This window comes from Grimontia hollisae CIP 101886, from assembly GCF_000176515.1.
Classification (GTDB): domain Bacteria; phylum Pseudomonadota; class Gammaproteobacteria; order Enterobacterales; family Vibrionaceae; genus Enterovibrio; species Enterovibrio hollisae.
Genome location: NZ_ADAQ01000011.1, coordinates 233,109 through 248,486, shown reverse-complemented (window position 1 = coordinate 248,486; position 15,378 = coordinate 233,109). Strand labels below are relative to the sequence as shown.

General features: G+C 49.8%; 14 protein-coding genes. 11 read left to right on the top strand and 3 right to left on the bottom strand.

Features of this window, described 5'->3' with window-relative positions:
* Nucleotides 1-11: 11 nt before the first annotated feature.
* The 5 genes from pspB to tyrR all read left to right on the top strand — a co-directional run bounded on the left by pspB (nucleotide 12) and on the right by tyrR (nucleotide 4,917).
* Nucleotides 12-242: an envelope stress response membrane protein PspB gene (gene pspB, locus VHA_RS07440; protein WP_005503240.1), complete on the top strand. Its 231-nt coding sequence runs from the start codon at nucleotides 12-14 to the stop codon at nucleotides 240-242.
* The gene (gene pspC / locus VHA_RS07435) at nucleotides 239-625 is read left to right on the top strand and encodes an envelope stress response membrane protein PspC (protein WP_005503239.1); all 387 of its coding nucleotides are present in this window, start codon (nucleotides 239-241) and stop codon (nucleotides 623-625) included. The genes pspB and pspC overlap by 4 nt, the downstream gene beginning before the upstream one ends.
* Nucleotides 626-706: 81 nt before the next feature.
* Complete coding sequence (locus VHA_RS07430; protein WP_005503238.1) at nucleotides 707-2,101, top strand: YcjX family GTP-binding protein; 1,395 nt, start codon at nucleotides 707-709, stop codon at nucleotides 2,099-2,101.
* An 8-nt stretch (nucleotides 2,102-2,109) separates the two neighbouring features.
* Nucleotides 2,110-3,126 carry a YcjF family protein gene (locus VHA_RS07425; RefSeq protein ID WP_005503237.1) on the top strand — a complete coding sequence of 339 codons (1,017 nt, stop codon included), beginning with the start codon at nucleotides 2,110-2,112 and terminating at the stop codon, nucleotides 3,124-3,126.
* Nucleotides 3,127-3,378: 252 nt separating this feature from the next.
* Nucleotides 3,379-4,917, top strand: coding sequence for a transcriptional regulator TyrR (tyrR, locus tag VHA_RS07420; protein WP_005503236.1), 1,539 nt, complete (start codon nucleotides 3,379-3,381; stop codon nucleotides 4,915-4,917).
* A gap of 17 nt (nucleotides 4,918-4,934) precedes the next feature.
* Here tyrR and VHA_RS07415 read toward each other — a convergent pair whose 3' ends face one another.
* On the bottom strand, nucleotides 4,935-5,405 hold the full coding sequence (locus VHA_RS07415) for a methylated-DNA--[protein]-cysteine S-methyltransferase (RefSeq protein WP_005503235.1): 471 nt from the start codon (nucleotides 5,403-5,405) through the stop codon (nucleotides 4,935-4,937).
* 30 nt (nucleotides 5,406-5,435) lie between these two features.
* On the opposite strand from VHA_RS07415, the gene rimJ reads away from it, so the two are divergent.
* Nucleotides 5,436-6,023 carry a ribosomal protein S5-alanine N-acetyltransferase gene (gene rimJ, locus VHA_RS07410; RefSeq protein ID WP_005503234.1) on the top strand — a complete coding sequence of 196 codons (588 nt, stop codon included), beginning with the start codon at nucleotides 5,436-5,438 and terminating at the stop codon, nucleotides 6,021-6,023.
* Complete coding sequence (locus VHA_RS07405) at nucleotides 6,016-6,621, top strand: HD domain-containing protein (protein WP_005503232.1); 606 nt, start codon at nucleotides 6,016-6,018, stop codon at nucleotides 6,619-6,621. Before rimJ ends, VHA_RS07405 begins: the two co-directional genes overlap by 8 nt.
* Nucleotides 6,622-6,678: 57 nt before the next feature.
* Here VHA_RS07405 and pyk read toward each other — a convergent pair whose 3' ends face one another.
* Together pyk and VHA_RS07395 are read right to left on the bottom strand one after the other, a co-directional pair.
* Nucleotides 6,679-8,124: a pyruvate kinase gene (gene pyk, locus VHA_RS07400; RefSeq protein ID WP_040528459.1), complete on the bottom strand. Its 1,446-nt coding sequence runs from the start codon at nucleotides 8,122-8,124 to the stop codon at nucleotides 6,679-6,681.
* A gap of 110 nt (nucleotides 8,125-8,234) precedes the next feature.
* The gene (locus VHA_RS07395) at nucleotides 8,235-9,089 is read right to left on the bottom strand and encodes a MurR/RpiR family transcriptional regulator (RefSeq protein WP_005503228.1); all 855 of its coding nucleotides are present in this window, start codon (nucleotides 9,087-9,089) and stop codon (nucleotides 8,235-8,237) included.
* A gap of 290 nt (nucleotides 9,090-9,379) precedes the next feature.
* On the opposite strand from VHA_RS07395, the gene VHA_RS07390 reads away from it, so the two are divergent.
* The 4 genes from VHA_RS07390 to fabV all read left to right on the top strand — a co-directional run bounded on the left by VHA_RS07390 (nucleotide 9,380) and on the right by fabV (nucleotide 15,162).
* Entirely contained in the window at nucleotides 9,380-10,243 is an 864-nt protein-coding gene (locus VHA_RS07390) for an SDR family oxidoreductase (protein ID WP_229333287.1), read from the top strand.
* A 546-nt stretch (nucleotides 10,244-10,789) separates the two neighbouring features.
* Complete coding sequence (gene psrA / locus VHA_RS07385; RefSeq protein ID WP_005503224.1) at nucleotides 10,790-11,467, top strand: TetR family transcriptional repressor PsrA; 678 nt, start codon at nucleotides 10,790-10,792, stop codon at nucleotides 11,465-11,467.
* 44 nt (nucleotides 11,468-11,511) lie between these two features.
* Nucleotides 11,512-13,806 carry an acyl-CoA dehydrogenase gene (locus tag VHA_RS07380; protein ID WP_005503223.1) on the top strand — a complete coding sequence of 765 codons (2,295 nt, stop codon included), beginning with the start codon at nucleotides 11,512-11,514 and terminating at the stop codon, nucleotides 13,804-13,806.
* Between the two features lie 153 nt (nucleotides 13,807-13,959).
* On the top strand, nucleotides 13,960-15,162 hold the full coding sequence (gene fabV / locus VHA_RS07375) for an enoyl-ACP reductase FabV (RefSeq protein ID WP_005503221.1): 1,203 nt from the start codon (nucleotides 13,960-13,962) through the stop codon (nucleotides 15,160-15,162).
* The last annotated feature ends 216 nt before the right edge of the window (nucleotides 15,163-15,378 follow it).

Genomic DNA, 15,378 nt, shown 5'->3' with positions numbered 1-15,378 from the left:
AAGGAGTAGGCATGTCAATGGCGTTTCTTTCAATTCCACTGGTGGTGTTTTTTGTCTTTGTGGCACCCCTGTGGTTGTGGCTCCACTATCGCAGTAAACGACAAGTCGGTCAGGGCTTGAGTGGTGATGACTACGAGCAACTGCAAGCCCTGGCTGACCGCGCGGAAGCATTGCAGGATCGCATCCATTCGCTGGAGCGTATTCTTGATGAAGAAGCGCCAAACTGGAGACACAGACGATGAACAAAACGTTGTATCGTGATCCTGTAAACGGGAAGATCGGCGGTGTTTGTGCAGGTGTCGCCGATTACTTTGGCGCAGAAACCTGGCTGGTAAGGATCCTGACAGTAACAGCATTCCTGATGGGGTTGGGCTTTTTTGTCATCGTGGCGTATATTGCTGCCATGCTGATACTGGAAAAAATGCCGCCAGAGGAAGCCAAGCGCACGTTTCATTACAAAGAACACCAGGTGAAACAAAAACCTTGGCAACAAGGCAAATCAGCAAGCCAGTTACTGGCTGATATCGACAATGAAATGGGAGAGATGGAGCGAAACGTCGCCAAGATGGAAGCGTACGTGACATCAAAAGAGTACGAGTTGAACCGACAGTTCAAGACACTCTGAATCCCGACAAACGATATCAAGATGTCCTCGTCCCCTGTCTCAACCGACAGGGGATTTACCTTTTGAGGGGTACTGTAATTCATGAAATCCGTGAAGCGTCAGGTCAATAAATGGGTGAGCCGGGGGCTCGACAGGCATGTGCGTCTTGCTGTAACGGGCCTTTCCCGCGCCGGCAAAACGGCTTTTATTACTTCACTTATCAACCAATTGCTCCATAGTGCAACCAACCCTCGCATGCCATTGTTTGCTCCGGTCAGGGAAGGGCGTGTATTGGGTGCGCGGCGTGTTCAGCAGAGCCAGCTTCATATTCCATCATTTGATTACGATCTGGGTATCCAATCGTTGCATTCACGTCCGCCGACCTGGCCAGCCCCGACACGTGATGTCAGTGAAATCCGTTTGGAAATCCGCTATCGCCCAGAAAAAGGCGCGATGAAACTGTTGCAAGATACCGCGACACTGTATCTCGATATCGTGGACTATCCCGGAGAATGGCTGCTTGACCTGCCCTTGCTTTCCATGAGCTTTGATGAATGGTCACGCAAACAAAGCGGCATTTTGACCGGGAAACGGAAAGCACTTGCGGACGAATGGCTTCAAGCTGTCGACAGTTTTGACCCTTTAGCCGATGCCGATGAGAAATTGATTGGCCAGATCGCGACGAAATTTACCGCTTACCTGCATGCGTGCAAGCAAGAGGCGGGGCTGCACTGGGTGCAACCGGGCCGGTTTGTGTTGCCGGGAGAGTATGCCGGCGCGCCAGTGCTGCAATTCTTTCCGCTGATTGGCAACCAATATGGAGAAGGTCAACTGGCGAATGCGCCGAGAACCAGCAACTATGCCATGTTGAAGCAGCGCTACGATTACTATTGCCAGCATATTGTTAAAGGGTTTTATCAGGAGCATTTTTCTAAGGTCGACCGCCAGATTGTGCTGGTGGATACGTTGCAACCTTTGAACGCTGGCCCCGCATCATTTAACGATATGAGAATGGCATTGGAGCAGCTCATGCAAAGCTTCCGCTATGGTAAAAGCGGATTGCTACGCCGCCTGTTTGCGCCGCGTATTGATAAGATTTTGTTTGCTGCCACCAAAGCGGATCATGTGACCCCAGACCAGCACCCGAATCTGGTGTCCTTACTGCAACAACTCATTCATGAAGCCTGGCAAACCGCAGCCTTCGAAGGCATTGATATGGAGTGTATCAGCCTGGCTTCTATCCAGGCGACAGAGCCGGGGCTGGTCAACCATCAAGGCGAATCTATGGCCGCGTTGCGCGGCACACTGGAAAGCGGCGACCCGATATTAATGTATCCGGGAGATGTGCCTGCGCGATTACCGAATGACTCTTTCTGGCAGAATAACCAGTTTGAATTCCGTCAGTTCCGGCCCATGCAAACGGATGTGGACGAGCCATTACCGCATATCCGTGTTGATAAGGCATTGCAGTATTTGCTGGGTGATAAGGTCAGGTAGGAGGTGACATGAACGATTACAAAAAAGCCGTGGTATTTGAAGAGCCCGCAAAACAGCAGAATGAAGCGCCTGAGCTGACTCTACAGCGCCAGTTTGAACAAGATGCTGTTAATTTCGCGGTCACTAACATTGAAGATGAAACCCGTGCAGAGCAAGCGCTTGAGGCAACGTTGAAACCCCCTCGGAAAAAGCGTTGGGGATGGCGCGCGTTAGCCGTTGCTGGCATCGGCCTTGTGGGTTGGCAAACGGTGGATTCAGTTGTCACTGCCGTGCAGGCAGGTGACTGGCTGGCTGTAGGCTGGAGCGGTTTTATCGCCGGGATTGCGGCGATGGGTGTCGGTGCCATTGGCCGCGAGTTTTTTGCGCTCCGCCGCCTGAAAGGGCGTCAGGATGAACGTGATGAGGTCATGGCTATTCTGGCAGCCGAAGGCATTGGCAAAGCCAAAAGTGTCTGCGAAAGGCTTTCCAGACAATCCGGCGTTGAGCTGACAGCGGGCTATGACAAATGGCAAACCTCGCTCGCTGCGACGCACAATGACCGTGAAGTTTTTGAACTTTACGACCGTATGGTGGTAACAGAGCAGGACGCCCGCGCCCGGAAAATGGTGACGAGATATGCCTCAGAAGCCGCAGTGATGGTGGCGCTAAGCCCGCTGGCGATTGCGGACATGCTGCTGGTGGCATGGCGCAGCTTCCGGTTGCTGGAACAAGTCGCGAACATCTATGGTGTTCAGCTTGGTTACTGGTCGCGCATCCGGTTGCTGAAATTGGTATTGGCAAACATGGCATTTGCCGGGGCCAGTGAGGCGATTACAGACATGGGGACAGATCTGCTCTCTGTGGATTTGGCTGGAAAGTTGTCTGCCCGAGCCGCACAGGGGCTGGGAGTAGGATTACTGACGGCAAGGCTGGGTTATAAAGCGATGTCAGTGATGCGGCCATTACCTTATATCGGTACGTCTGCTCCCAAGTTGGCTGATATCCGTAAACAGCTACTGGGAAAACTGTTACCCGGTAGCAAATAACTGTGCCATTTGGTGCTGCACCTCCCTTTGTTTCTGCTCACTGCGCTTCTCACGTTTTCAACCGCACAGCTTGACTCGCTGTCGTGAGAGGCGCACACTTCCTTCACTGTCAACAATTCCTGACACTTTACGGACGCGCTATTCATTCACGTCATGCAGGGATTGCGGGAGTTATCCCGGACAACCTTCATATCAACAAGGCTGGCTTCGGCATTCAGGATGTAGCCAGCCCTTTGCATACAGGACACAACCGTGAGATTACAGGTCTTTTGCGAAGATCGACTTGGATTAACCCGTGAGCTCCTCGATATTCTGGCCCGCCGTAACATTGATTTACGTGGTATTGAAATTGACCAGATTGGGATCATTTACCTCAATTGCCCAGAGGTGGACTTCGACGAGTTCAGGCAACTGATGTCTGAAATCCGCCTGATAAGTGGCGTGACCGATGTGCGAAAAATACAGTTCCTTCCCGCTGAGCGGGAACACAGGGAATTGCGCGCATTGCTAGAAACCCTGAGCGATCCGGTTTTCTCTGTGAACCTCAGCGGCAAAGTCGACATGGCGAACAAAGCCGCTTTCCGTTTAATGGGCAGTGAAGCGTCTGGGCTGATTGGCGAATCTGCCAATCACATCTTTCCTGATTTTAACTTTTCTCACTGGCTGGAACGTGACAACGCCGGGCAAATCTGCCGCCAGGTAGTGATTGCCGGTATGGATTACCTGATGGAAGTGATGCCGGTTTACGTCACCGACAGTGAAGATAAAGATCTGCTGGCGAGCGCTGTTATCCAGCTAAAACAGGTGTCGATGAACCATTTGCCAACCACCCTCTACCGGACACCGGGTGAGCATGGTTTCGAGCATCTTGTCGGACAATCCAGTAAATTCAGGACGCTGGTCAATCAGGCGAAGAAGTTTGCGACGCTGGATGCGCCGCTACTGATTCAGGGTGAAACCGGTACAGGAAAAGAGATGCTGGCCAAAGCCTGCCACCAGCGTTCCCACCGGGCAGAACATCCTTTTCTGTTGGTGAACTGTGTATCCATGCCAGACGATGCCGCTGAAACCGAACTGTTTGGCTGTGCACCGACAGAAGGGCGCGAAGGTAAGAAAGGCCAGCTGGAGCAGGCAGACGGTGGCACTGTCTTCTTGTATGAAGTCGGCGAAATGAGCCCGCATTTACAGATCAAACTTCTGCGCTTTATGCAAGATGGTACCTTCCGGCGTGTGGGTGAAGAGAAAGAGATCAAAGTGGATGTGCGGGTGATTTGCTCCACGCAAAAGAACCTGTCTGAACGGGTGGCAGCGGGCCAGTTCCGTGAAGATCTCTATTATCGCCTGAACGTACTGTCGCTCACTGTGCCACCACTGCGTGAACGGCCTTCAGATATCCAGCCGTTGGCTGAGCTGTTTCTCAACCAGTTCTCTTCAGAACTTGGTCAGGAAAGGCCAATGCTTCAGCAAGGCGTATTGGAGCTCCTGACGCAATATTCATGGCCGGGGAATGTGCGCCAGCTTCGCAACGTGTTGTTCCGTGCCATGACACAAATCGAAGAAGGCTGCCTGACAAAAGACGATATTCAGTTGCCAGAAACTGAACAAAGCGCTTTCCTGACCGAAGAAACCATGGAAGGATCACTGGATGACATCATGAAGCGCTACGAATCAGGTATTTTGTCAAACCTGTACCGCAGCTATCCGTCAACGCGCAAACTGGCAAAACGGCTGAACGTGTCACACACCTCAGTTGCCAATAAACTGCGTGAATACGGCATTGGCAAAAAGTAAAACAGTTGGCGGCACTATCAGCCGCCATTTTTTTCCATGGCCAGGAGCTTTTGTTTGATCTCCAGGCCGTAACGGTAGCCGGTCAGTTCTCCATCACTGCCTATTACGCGGTGGCAGGGAATGACCAGGGGGATGGGGTTAACGTTGTTCGCCATCCCGACTGCACGATACGCTTTTGGATTGCCGATTTCCCGGGCAATGTCAGCATATGACCGCGTTTCCCCATAAGGAATACTGCGCAGAGCTTGCCAGACTTTATGCTGGAATTCGGTACCCTCTGGTGCCAGGGGAACATCAAAGTGGGTGCGTTTTCCGTCGAGAAATTCGAGGATCTGCTTTTTGTAGGGAGTGAGCTGTTTCGGTGAGTGTTTCCATTCCTGGCAGGGTTCGAAAGGGTGATGGAGACATAAGGTCAGTTGTCTTAGACCTGACTCATCAGCCAGTAAGTGAATTTTCCCCAGCGGTGATTCAAAGCTATCGTAGTACATAATCAACGGCACAATTGGACAGGAGGCGAATTGTCTGTCGAAATTATAACCCCTTTTCCTCAATTACGTGTTGATAATCTTGTTATTCGTGCGATCCAGATGACGGATGTTTCCGCTATCGTGGATTATTTCCAGGTGAATCGCCAATTTCTTTCGCCTTGGGAGCCTTCCAGGCCAGATGGCTTTTTCACCTATCAAGGCTGGGAGAGGCGTGTTATCCAACTGACCGAATTGCAACGCCATGGTCTTGCTTACTATTTTTTGATTTTTGAGCAGGATAAAGAGGAAGTGTGCGGGGTGATCACCTATAGCAGCATCATTCAGTTCCCCTTTCACGCCTGCAACGTCGGTTATTCGCTGGCGGAAAATGCGCAGGGAAGGGGCATTATGCGGCGCGCCCTGAAACAGACAAACCAATGGCTGTTTGATAATTTGAATATGCACCGGGTAATGGCCTCGTATATGCCCAGAAACAAACGCAGCGCCGCAGTGCTGAAAGCCGCTGGCTTTGTGAAAGAGGGCGAGGCGAAGGATTACCTTTTAATTAATGGAAAATGGGAAGATCATATTCTGACTTCTGTGATTAATCCGCACTGGGTAGCGTCAAACAATGAGTGATATCCGTTCTTTTGAAAGGCTTGAAAAGCAATTGGCCTTGATTGTTGAAATTGACCAATTGAAAGCAGTATTGAGGCGAACCCGCGTTAAAAGCGATGGTGCGAGGCTGGAAAATTCTGCCGAGCACAGCTGGCAGGTGGCGTTAATGGCATTATTGCTTGAAGAACACGCCAATGAACCGGTTGATGTGGCAAAAGTGGTGAAGATGTTGTTGATCCATGATGTGGTTGAAATTGATGCTGGTGATACCTTTGTGTATGACCTGGAAGCTGCAAAACAGCAACACCAGAAAGAGTTAAAAGCCGCAGAGCGTATTTTTGGCATGCTACCAGACGATCAAAGGGAAACCCTGATGGCACTCTGGCTGGAGTTTGAAGAAGGGGAAACCCCGGAAGCTCGCTACGGTAAAGCGCTGGATCGTATGTTACCTATGTTGTTGAACTACCACAGTGAAGGCCAGAGCTGGAAAGAGCATGGCGTGCGCTATGAGCAGGCACTGACAGTAAACAGCAAGATTGAAAAAGGTTCTGCATTGCTGTGGCAAAAGGTACAGGCCATGTTGTCAGAAGCGGCGGAAAAAGGCTGGCTGCAAAAATAGTTACGCCCCGGAAAGAGGCGTAACTATAGAGCACAGGAGAGCACAGGCTGCGCTATATCAGGTTACCGTGATCATGCGCATGGTGTTGGTCGCGCCGACATACCTCATTACATCTCCTTGAGTGAATATCACCACATCCCAGGGTTTGAGGTATCCTTTCTCTTTCAACAGGGCAATGGCTTTGTGCGCAACGTCGGCACCTGCACCGGTATCACTGTCAAAGTAAACAGGTGTGACGCCGCGGTACAATGCTGCACGCGAGAGTGTTGAATCATGACGTGATAGCGCAAAGATAGGCTTGCCCGAACTGATCCGTGACATCATGAGTGCAGTCTGGCCAGATTCTGTCAGGGCGATCATTGCCTTCACTTTGGGCATATGGTTCGCAGCATACATGGTTGCCATCGAGATGGTTTCTTCAATTAGCTCAAATTCTTTATTGAGGCGGTGATTGGAAACGTTGATAGAGGGCATCTTCTCCGCGCCGATGCAGACTTCTGCCATGGCTTTCACGGTTTCCAGCGGGTAATCACCGGCAGCAGTTTCTGCGGAGAGCATCACTGCATCCGTGCCATCCAATACGGCATTTGCCACATCCATTACTTCAGCGCGGGTTGGCATGGGGGACTTGATCATCGACTCCATCATCTGGGTAGCGGTGATCACACAGCGATTCAATGAACGGGCGCGGCGGATAAGTTTCTTTTGCACACCCACCAGTTCCGGATCGCCAATCTCCACACCTAAATCGCCACGGGCGACCATCACCGCGTCAGAAGCTTCGATAATGTCATCGATATTTGCGTCAGAAGCCACCGTTTCGGCGCGTTCCACTTTCGCCACCAAACACGCATCCAAGCCCGCTTCCCGTGCCAAAGAGCGTGCAAGGCGCATGTCATCACCATTGCGTGGGAAAGAAATCGCCAGATAATCGACGTTGATCTTTGCTGCTATCAGAATGTCTTGCTTGTCTTTGTCGGTCAGGGCTGGGGCCGATAAGCCGCCGCCTTTTTTGTTGATCCCTTTGTTGTTAGAGAGGGGGCCACCCACAGTCACTTCTGTGTGGATTTGGGTTCCTTCAACTGACATGACTTTGAGCTGTACGCGACCGTCATCAAGCAGCAGGATATCGCCAGCCTTCACATCATTTGGCAGGTTTTTGTAGTCGATACCGACACGCTGATTATCGCCTTTACCCGGTTCCAGGGCGGCATCCAACACAAAATGGTCACCAACCGTAAGTTGGATTTTTCCCTCTTTGAATGTCGATACCCGGATTTTAGGCCCTTGGAGATCACCGAGGATGCCCACATGGCGCCCCAGCTTCGCAGCGATTGCACGGACTTTATTGGCGCGGTTTATATGATCTTCCGCTGTACCGTGTGAAAAGTTCATCCGCACCACGTTTGCGCCAGCTGCAATGATTTGCTCCAGCATGTCACCTTTGTCGGTCGCGGGGCCCAATGTGGTTACGATCTTTGTTCGTCGTAGTGTCTCAGACATGCAAGTCTCCTGAGTGAAAATGCTTACGAAACAGAAAAAGAGAGTGTGAGTAAACGTGTCGTGAGCGGAAAAACGAAGAAAGGGTAGACGTTACGCCCACCCTTTCTTTGCTAAGTCAGTGATTCTTTGTTGAATCGAGAGTCTTTTATCGCTTCTTTGACGCGTTTGAGGTTTTCACGGAAGCCCGGGCCTCGGCGCAAGGTAAAACCGGTTGCCAATACATCAATCACTGTCATTTGTACAACACGGCTTGCCATTGGCATATAGATGTCAGTGTCTTCCGGCACATCCAGCGTAATAGTCAAAGAACACACTTTGTCGAGCGGTGAGCCTTTCTCCGTGATACCGATAACGGTTGCGCCGTTTTCTTTCGCCAGGGTAGCGACATCCACCAGTGATTTGGTACGGCCGGTGTGAGAAATCACAACAACCACGTCGCCATCTGTGCAGTTAATGCAGCTCATGCGTTGCATCACGATGTCGTTAAAGCAGACGATAGGGATATTAAAGCGGAAGAATTTGTTCTGTGCATCGTGGGCTACAGATGCAGAAGCACCCAGGCCGAAAAATGAAATTTTCTTTGCCTGGGTGAGCAAATCAACAGCACGATTGATTTGGTGGGGATCGATGCTGTTTTTCGCCACATCCAGACATGCCATGGTGGATTCGAAAATTTTCGACGTGTAAGCGTCTGCGCTGTCATGTTCTTCGACATTGCGGTTCACATAAGGCGTACCGTTTGCCAGGCTTTGTGCTAAATGCAATTTGAAATCGGGGAAGCCTTTCGTGTCCAACCTGCGGCAGAAACGGTTCACTGTCGGTTCACTGACATCGGCCATTTTGGCCAGTGTCGCGATACTGGAGTGAATAGCAGTCTGTGGAGAGGCGATAATAACTTCAGCGACTTTTCGTTCAGACTTACTAAAGTTTTCAATATTTTTTTGTATTTTTTCTAGGGTGTTCATTCAGATTACCGCGTTGCTTCCGCTGTCTAATTTGTCAGTGGCAAATGTCTTAAAAATCACATGTCGCATACTGACTTAAAATTGGGTGAAATAATGCAATGTCCAACAATGTTATAGTTGAGTGTAACGGTTGGATTCTCTGAAAGGCATTCTAACTAAAAATACCTTGGAAAAATTTGTATTCATTCACGCTTTTGGTTGCTTAATTACACAATATAGAAGCTTTTTTTCACCAAACGAGAAATAGGTTGGATTTCTTGTGGCACGTCTCGAAGCTATTGGCATGACAAATGAAAAACAATTACAAGGCGGTGTTGATGTCGAAACCTTATAAAACAGTTTCAATAATCGGATGCGGTTGGCTGGGACTTCCCTTGGCAGAAAGTATGCGTGAAGTTGGATATTCTGTTGTTGGAAGCAAACGTAATCCAGACTCGCTAGCATTGTTGACATCGAAGCGTATTCACAGTGTGGTTTTTGACATTTTTAGTCATGAGTATGCACCGGAGTCAATAGCGCTATTCGGCAGTGACGTCCTCGTGGCCAATATCCCCCCCGGTCGCCGCACCGTGGACAGCGCAGCGTTTGTGCAGGCCATGAAGAAGCTGGTTGACAGTGCGAAGTCTGGTGGCGTGAAGCAGTTCATTTTTATCAGTACTACATCGGTCTACGGCAATGTCACAGGCAAGGTAACGGAAAGCACGGTTTGTAAGCCTGATACGGCTTCGGGGAAAATGCACCGGGAAATTGAAGATTATATGCTTTCCCAGTTTCCCGAAGGGGGTGTTGTTTTGAGACTCTCTGGACTGGTGGGTGGTGAGCGGCATCCAGGGAAATACCTTGCCGGACGTGAGGATATCAGCAATGGAAAGGATCCCGTTAATCTGGTTCACCGTGATGATTGTATTGGGGCGATTATTGCTATCGTCAAAAAGCAAATAGGGGGGGACATCTTGCACCTCAGTGCGTTGGAACACCCATCGCGATCGGCGTTTTATCGTTGGGCTGCCAAGAAGATGGGGCTAGAAGAGCCTTCCTTTATCGAAGATGGTGGGGAGGGCAAGTATATCGACCCATACAACACCCTAAAACTGTTAGGTTTGACACTTATCTACCCGTCGCCTTTTGATATGCCTGTGCCAGATTTGCACTGACATCATGCATAAAAAAAGCCCGCTTCATCTGAAGCGGGCAACATAAATGTTTTTAAGCAGGAGTAAGAAAAAGCAGCAGCATGTAGCGATAAGGATGAAATCATGTGTGGCGGCCAGCTATACATGGAAGGCACTTATTCGCTATCTACACAATGTCAGACTGACTCCTGTCAGATAAGTTCAAAAATTTCGAAAAAATTTTTTTCTCCTCTTCAATCGGTTCAATTTACCGTTGTCCGGTATCTAGACGAAAAAAAGCCCGTACGCAATTCAGTGTACGGGCTTCAGAAGAATAAAAACTTCTAAGAAAAAGCAGTGGCACTATATGTGACCTGATGAGCCAGCAATTGTTCCCCAAAACGCCAAATTTTCTATCATCAATGAGCGTGATCTTTTCAAAAATCTAAGAATATCTCCAATTTACAATTGGTTACAGTGATTAAATTTTTCTCTTGTAAAAGGGTAGATTTCTCTGGATGTTTTGGACTTGTTATTAATGATAATGGGATGTAAAGTTAAACGGGTGTTTAATACAGGTGAATGAAAATGGCAGGGAAAGGCGAAACCAAAGGAAAAATTCTCGATGCCGCTGAGCAATTATTTGCTGAGCATGGTTTCAAAGAGACCTCTCTTCGTACCATTACGAGTAAAGCTGGCGTAAATCTGGCGTCAGTTAACTATCATTTCGGTGACAAGAAATCGCTGGTGCGTGCAGTATTAGCCCGGTATCTGGAACAATTCATGCCACAACTGGCGCAAGAATTGACGTTGCTGTTGGTGAAAGAGGAGATCTCAATGGTGGAGGTTTTTGCCTGTACCAAACGTCCTCTCCTCGGGCTGGATACATTTAAACGCCATGGTGCGTCGACCTTCATGCAATTGATTGGCCGTGGCTATACTGATGTGCAAGGCCACCTGCGCTGGTTTATCACCACCCGCTATGATTCTGTACTTTCATTGTTCACCCAGGCGGTCAAAAAAGCCAATCCGGCCCTGAAACCTGAACACGTATTCTGGCGGCTTCACTTCACCCTTGGTGCTGTTATTTTCACCATGGCGTCAAATGTTGCGTTAAGTGAGATTGCTGAAAATGATTTTGGCCATAACGTGACGACAGAAGACATTCTCGACCGATTAATCCCTTATCTGGCGGCAGGTGTGGATGCGCCGCTTGGCAAGGAGCTATTACTTGTGCCCAGCGGTTTTCCGCGCAGTGCAGGTTAAAAAATAATAAAAATTAACGTGTTACAAATACAAGGATCTGAACCATGAGCTCTCAACCATCACTTAGAAGACGCTACTTGAGCGACCCGGCGTTCACGTTTTTCAAAAAGGTTCTTCCTCCCCTGTCTGAAACCGAGCGCGAGGCAATGGAAGCAGGTAGTGTATGGTGGGACGGCGAATTGTTCGCTGGTAGTCCCGACTGGCGTAAACTGCTGCAATACCCAAAACCCCGCCTGAACGACGAAGAAAAAGCGTTTATGGATAACCAGCTTGAAACGTTGCTGGCTATGCTTGATGACTTTGACATCGTCCAGGAGCGTAAAGATTTACCGCCGGAAGTCTGGGACTTCTTGAAAAAAGAGAAGTTTTTCTCACTGATCATTCCCAAAGAATACGGTGGTCTTGCGTTTTCTGCCTACGCGAACTCAACCATTGTGTCCCGCATCGCAACGCGCAGTTTGAGTGCAGCAGTCACAGTGATGGTACCTAACTCTCTTGGCCCCGGTGAGCTGCTGACTCATTATGGTACTGATGAGCAAAAGAATTATTGGTTGCCACGTCTTGCTAATGGCGAAGAAGTTCCTTGTTTTGCACTGACAGGCCCGGAAGCTGGTTCTGATGCAGGTTCTATTCCCGATAAGGGGGTTGTCTGCATGGGCATGCATGAAGGCAAAGAAGTGCTGGGAATTAGCCTGACCTGGAATAAGCGTTACATTACCCTTGCACCCGTGGCCTCGGTGCTGGGATTGGCGTTTAAACTGCACGATCCTGATGGGCTGTTAGGCAAAAAGGAACAACTGGGTATTACCTGCGCATTGATCCCGGTCGATCATCAAGGCGTTGAGATTGGAGAGCGCCACAACCCGCTTGGTCTGTCGTTTATGAACGGTCCAACCCGTGGGGAAAATGTATTTATTCCGATGGAATGGGTCATCGGTGGACAGGATTATGTCGGGAAAGGCTGGCGTATGCTGGTGGAATGTCTGTCAGCAGGGCGGGGTATTTCACTGCCTGCACTCGGTACAGCAGTCGGGCACCTGACTGCGCGCACGACCGGTGCTTATGCCTACGTGCGTAAGCAGTTTGGCATGCATATTGGCAAATTTGAAGGTGTGGGTGAAGCCATGGGGCGTATCGGCGGTTACACCTACATGCTGGAAGCGGCGCGTACCCTGACAACAACCTCTCTCGATATGAAAGAGAAGCCGGGGATTGTGACAGCAATTGCCAAATATCACATGACCGAACTGGCTCGTACCATTCTCAATGATTCTATGGACATTCACGCTGGCCGTGCTATCCAGTTAGGTCCTCTTAACTATGTAGGCCACCACTATTTTGGTATGCCGGTCGCCATTACCGTGGAAGGGGCGAATATCCTGACCCGGAACCTGATGATTTTTGGTCAGGGTGCGACACGTTGCCACCCTTATGTGCTCAAAGAAATGGAAGCGGCGGCGGAGCAAGACGAAGCGAAAGGCGCAGCAGCATTCGATGCATTACTGATTAAACATATTGGTTTTGCCACCAAAAACGTTCTGATGTCTTTTACCAATGCATTTACCCGATCACGTTTCAACAGTGCACCGGTATCCGGTGAAACCGCCAACTATTATCGTCACTTATCACGTATGAGCCGTGCGTTGGCGGTGACGGCGGATGTGGCCATGTTGACCCTGGGCGGGGAACTCAAGCGCCGCGAAATGTTATCTGCCCGTCTGGGGGATGTGCTGAGTCATCTGTATCTGGCGTCTGCAGTATTGAAGCGTTATGAGGATGAAGGCCGTCAGCAGTCTGATCTGCCCTTTGTTCATTACTCACTGCAGCATTGCCTGAACAAATGTGCTGAAGCGTTTGATGGTGCGTTCAATAACTTCCCACAAAAAGGTGTCGGGTTCTCGCTGCGCGCCATCCTGTTCCCACTGGGCATGCACTACAACGCACCGTCTGACAAACTGGCGACTCAGATTGCGGACTTGATGATGACACCGGGCGCACACCGTGAGCGACTGACCCACCTCTGTTATGTCGGTGATAAGGCCGACGATCCGGTAGGCATCATGGAACGCGCGTTTGAAGCCATGGTTTCTGTGAAACCATTGGAAAAGAAAATGGCCGTTGCAGCAAAAGCGAAGCAAATTCCGGCCAAAGGCCTGTTGGCTGATCGCCTCGCCGCTGCCCTTGAGCAAAATGTCCTGACGCAGGAAGAAGTCGACAAGGTAAAACATGCTGACGCGCTTCGCTATGACGCAATCCAGGTGGATAACTTCGACCCGTCCTGGTTTTCGGGCGACAATGCGCCTGTGACCGGCAAGAACAAGAAAGGAAAAGCAGCCTAACCGCTGATGTGTTCTCAAAAACGCCGCAACAGCGGTGTTTTTTCTTGCTAACACCTCCAACCACTGCCCGAAAACCGGCTTTTGCGACAAAAATAAGTGCCAAAACAAGATGAAGTATTTATCCTAGGCCCAACTTTGAAAGGAAGGTTGAATATGATCATCAAACCGAAAATTCGCGGATTTATCTGTACGACGACCCATCCAAAAGGATGTGAAGCTAACGTAAAAGAGCAAATCGAATACACCAAAGCCCAGGGACCTATTGCCAATGCACCCAAACGCGTGCTGGTTGTTGGCTCTTCAAGTGGCTATGGCCTGTCATCGCGCATTGCAGCTGCGTTTGGCGGCGGTGCAGCGACCATCGGTGTGTTTTTCGAAAAGCCGGGCACAGAGAAAAAGCCGGGCACAGCAGGTTGGTACAACTCTGCCGCGTTTGACAAGTTCGCGAAAGAAGAGGGGCTGTATTCCAAGAGCCTGAATGGCGATGCGTTCTCTGATGAAGCGAAAAAGAAAACCATTGAACTGATTAAACAAGATCTGGGCCAGATCGATATGGTGGTTTACTCACTGGCATCGCCTGTCCGTAAACTGCCTAAAACCGGTGAAGTCGTGCGCTCATCGCTGAAGCCAATCGGTGAGGCCTATCGTTCAACTGCGGTAGATACCAACAAAGACGAAATCATTGAAGCGACAGTTGAGCCGGCCACTGATCAGGAAATCAAAGATACCGTGACCGTCATGGGCGGTGAAGACTGGGAACTGTGGATTCAGGCCCTGTCTGATGCCGGTGTGCTGGCAGATGGCTGTAAAACCGTGGCATACAGCTACATCGGTACAGAGCTGACCTGGCCTATCTATTGGGATGGTGCGCTGGGCCGGGCGAAAATGGACCTGGACCGCGCAGCGGCTGCCCTGAATGAGAAACTGTCAGCGACAGGCGGTAGCGCAAACGTTGCAGTACTGAAGTCTGTTGTCACCCAGGCAAGCTCGGCGATTCCTGTGATGCCTCTTTACATCGCGATGGTTTTCAAGAAAATGCGTGAAGAGGGTGTTCACGAAGGCTGCATGGAGCAAATCTACCGCATGTTCAGCCAGCGTCTATACAAAGCAGATGGCTCAGCGCCGGAAGTGGACGATAAAAACCGCCTGCGTCTGGATGACTGGGAATTGCGTGAGGACATCCAACAACATTGCCGTGACTTGTGGCCACAGATCACCACAGAAAACCTGAAAGCGCTGACCGATTACGTGGAATACAAAGAAGAATTCCTGAAGCTGTTCGGTTTCGGCGTTGAAGGTGTGGATTACGATGTTGATGTTAATCCAGAAGTGGACTTCGACGTTCAGTCTATCTAGCGCCAGACACTTGTCCTAACGATGAAAAAGCCAGCGAGAAAATCGCTGGCTTTTGGTTTTTCACTCTTCGGGCATTAAGCGCTTTGATGAAAAAGGCCAGATATTTTTGCTAAAACTTTGATCAATATGGCTGATATTTATCAGATTTGCTTGATAAAGAAGCAAACGAACCGAAGCCCTTAAATTTCTGCGTGACAGCATAAAAAACTTATGTAG

Coding starts and splice junctions, on each gene's coding strand:
- pspB (WP_005503240.1), top strand. CDS start 12: ATGTCAATGGCGTTTCTTTCAATTCCACTGGTGGTGTTTTTTGTCTTT.
- pspC (WP_005503239.1), top strand. CDS start 239: ATGAACAAAACGTTGTATCGTGATCCTGTAAACGGGAAGATCGGCGGT.
- VHA_RS07430 (WP_005503238.1), top strand. CDS start 707: ATGAAATCCGTGAAGCGTCAGGTCAATAAATGGGTGAGCCGGGGGCTC.
- VHA_RS07425 (WP_005503237.1), top strand. CDS start 2,110: ATGAACGATTACAAAAAAGCCGTGGTATTTGAAGAGCCCGCAAAACAG.
- VHA_RS07415 (WP_005503235.1), bottom strand. CDS start 5,405: ATGTACTACGATAGCTTTGAATCACCGCTGGGGAAAATTCACTTACTG.
- VHA_RS07405 (WP_005503232.1), top strand. CDS start 6,016: ATGAGTGATATCCGTTCTTTTGAAAGGCTTGAAAAGCAATTGGCCTTG.
- pyk (WP_040528459.1), bottom strand. CDS start 8,124: ATGTCTGAGACACTACGACGAACAAAGATCGTAACCACATTGGGCCCC.
- VHA_RS07395 (WP_005503228.1), bottom strand. CDS start 9,089: ATGAACACCCTAGAAAAAATACAAAAAAATATTGAAAACTTTAGTAAG.
- VHA_RS07390 (WP_229333287.1), top strand. CDS start 9,380: ATGAAAAACAATTACAAGGCGGTGTTGATGTCGAAACCTTATAAAACA.
- psrA (WP_005503224.1), top strand. CDS start 10,790: ATGGCAGGGAAAGGCGAAACCAAAGGAAAAATTCTCGATGCCGCTGAG.
- VHA_RS07380 (WP_005503223.1), top strand. CDS start 11,512: ATGAGCTCTCAACCATCACTTAGAAGACGCTACTTGAGCGACCCGGCG.
- fabV (WP_005503221.1), top strand. CDS start 13,960: ATGATCATCAAACCGAAAATTCGCGGATTTATCTGTACGACGACCCAT.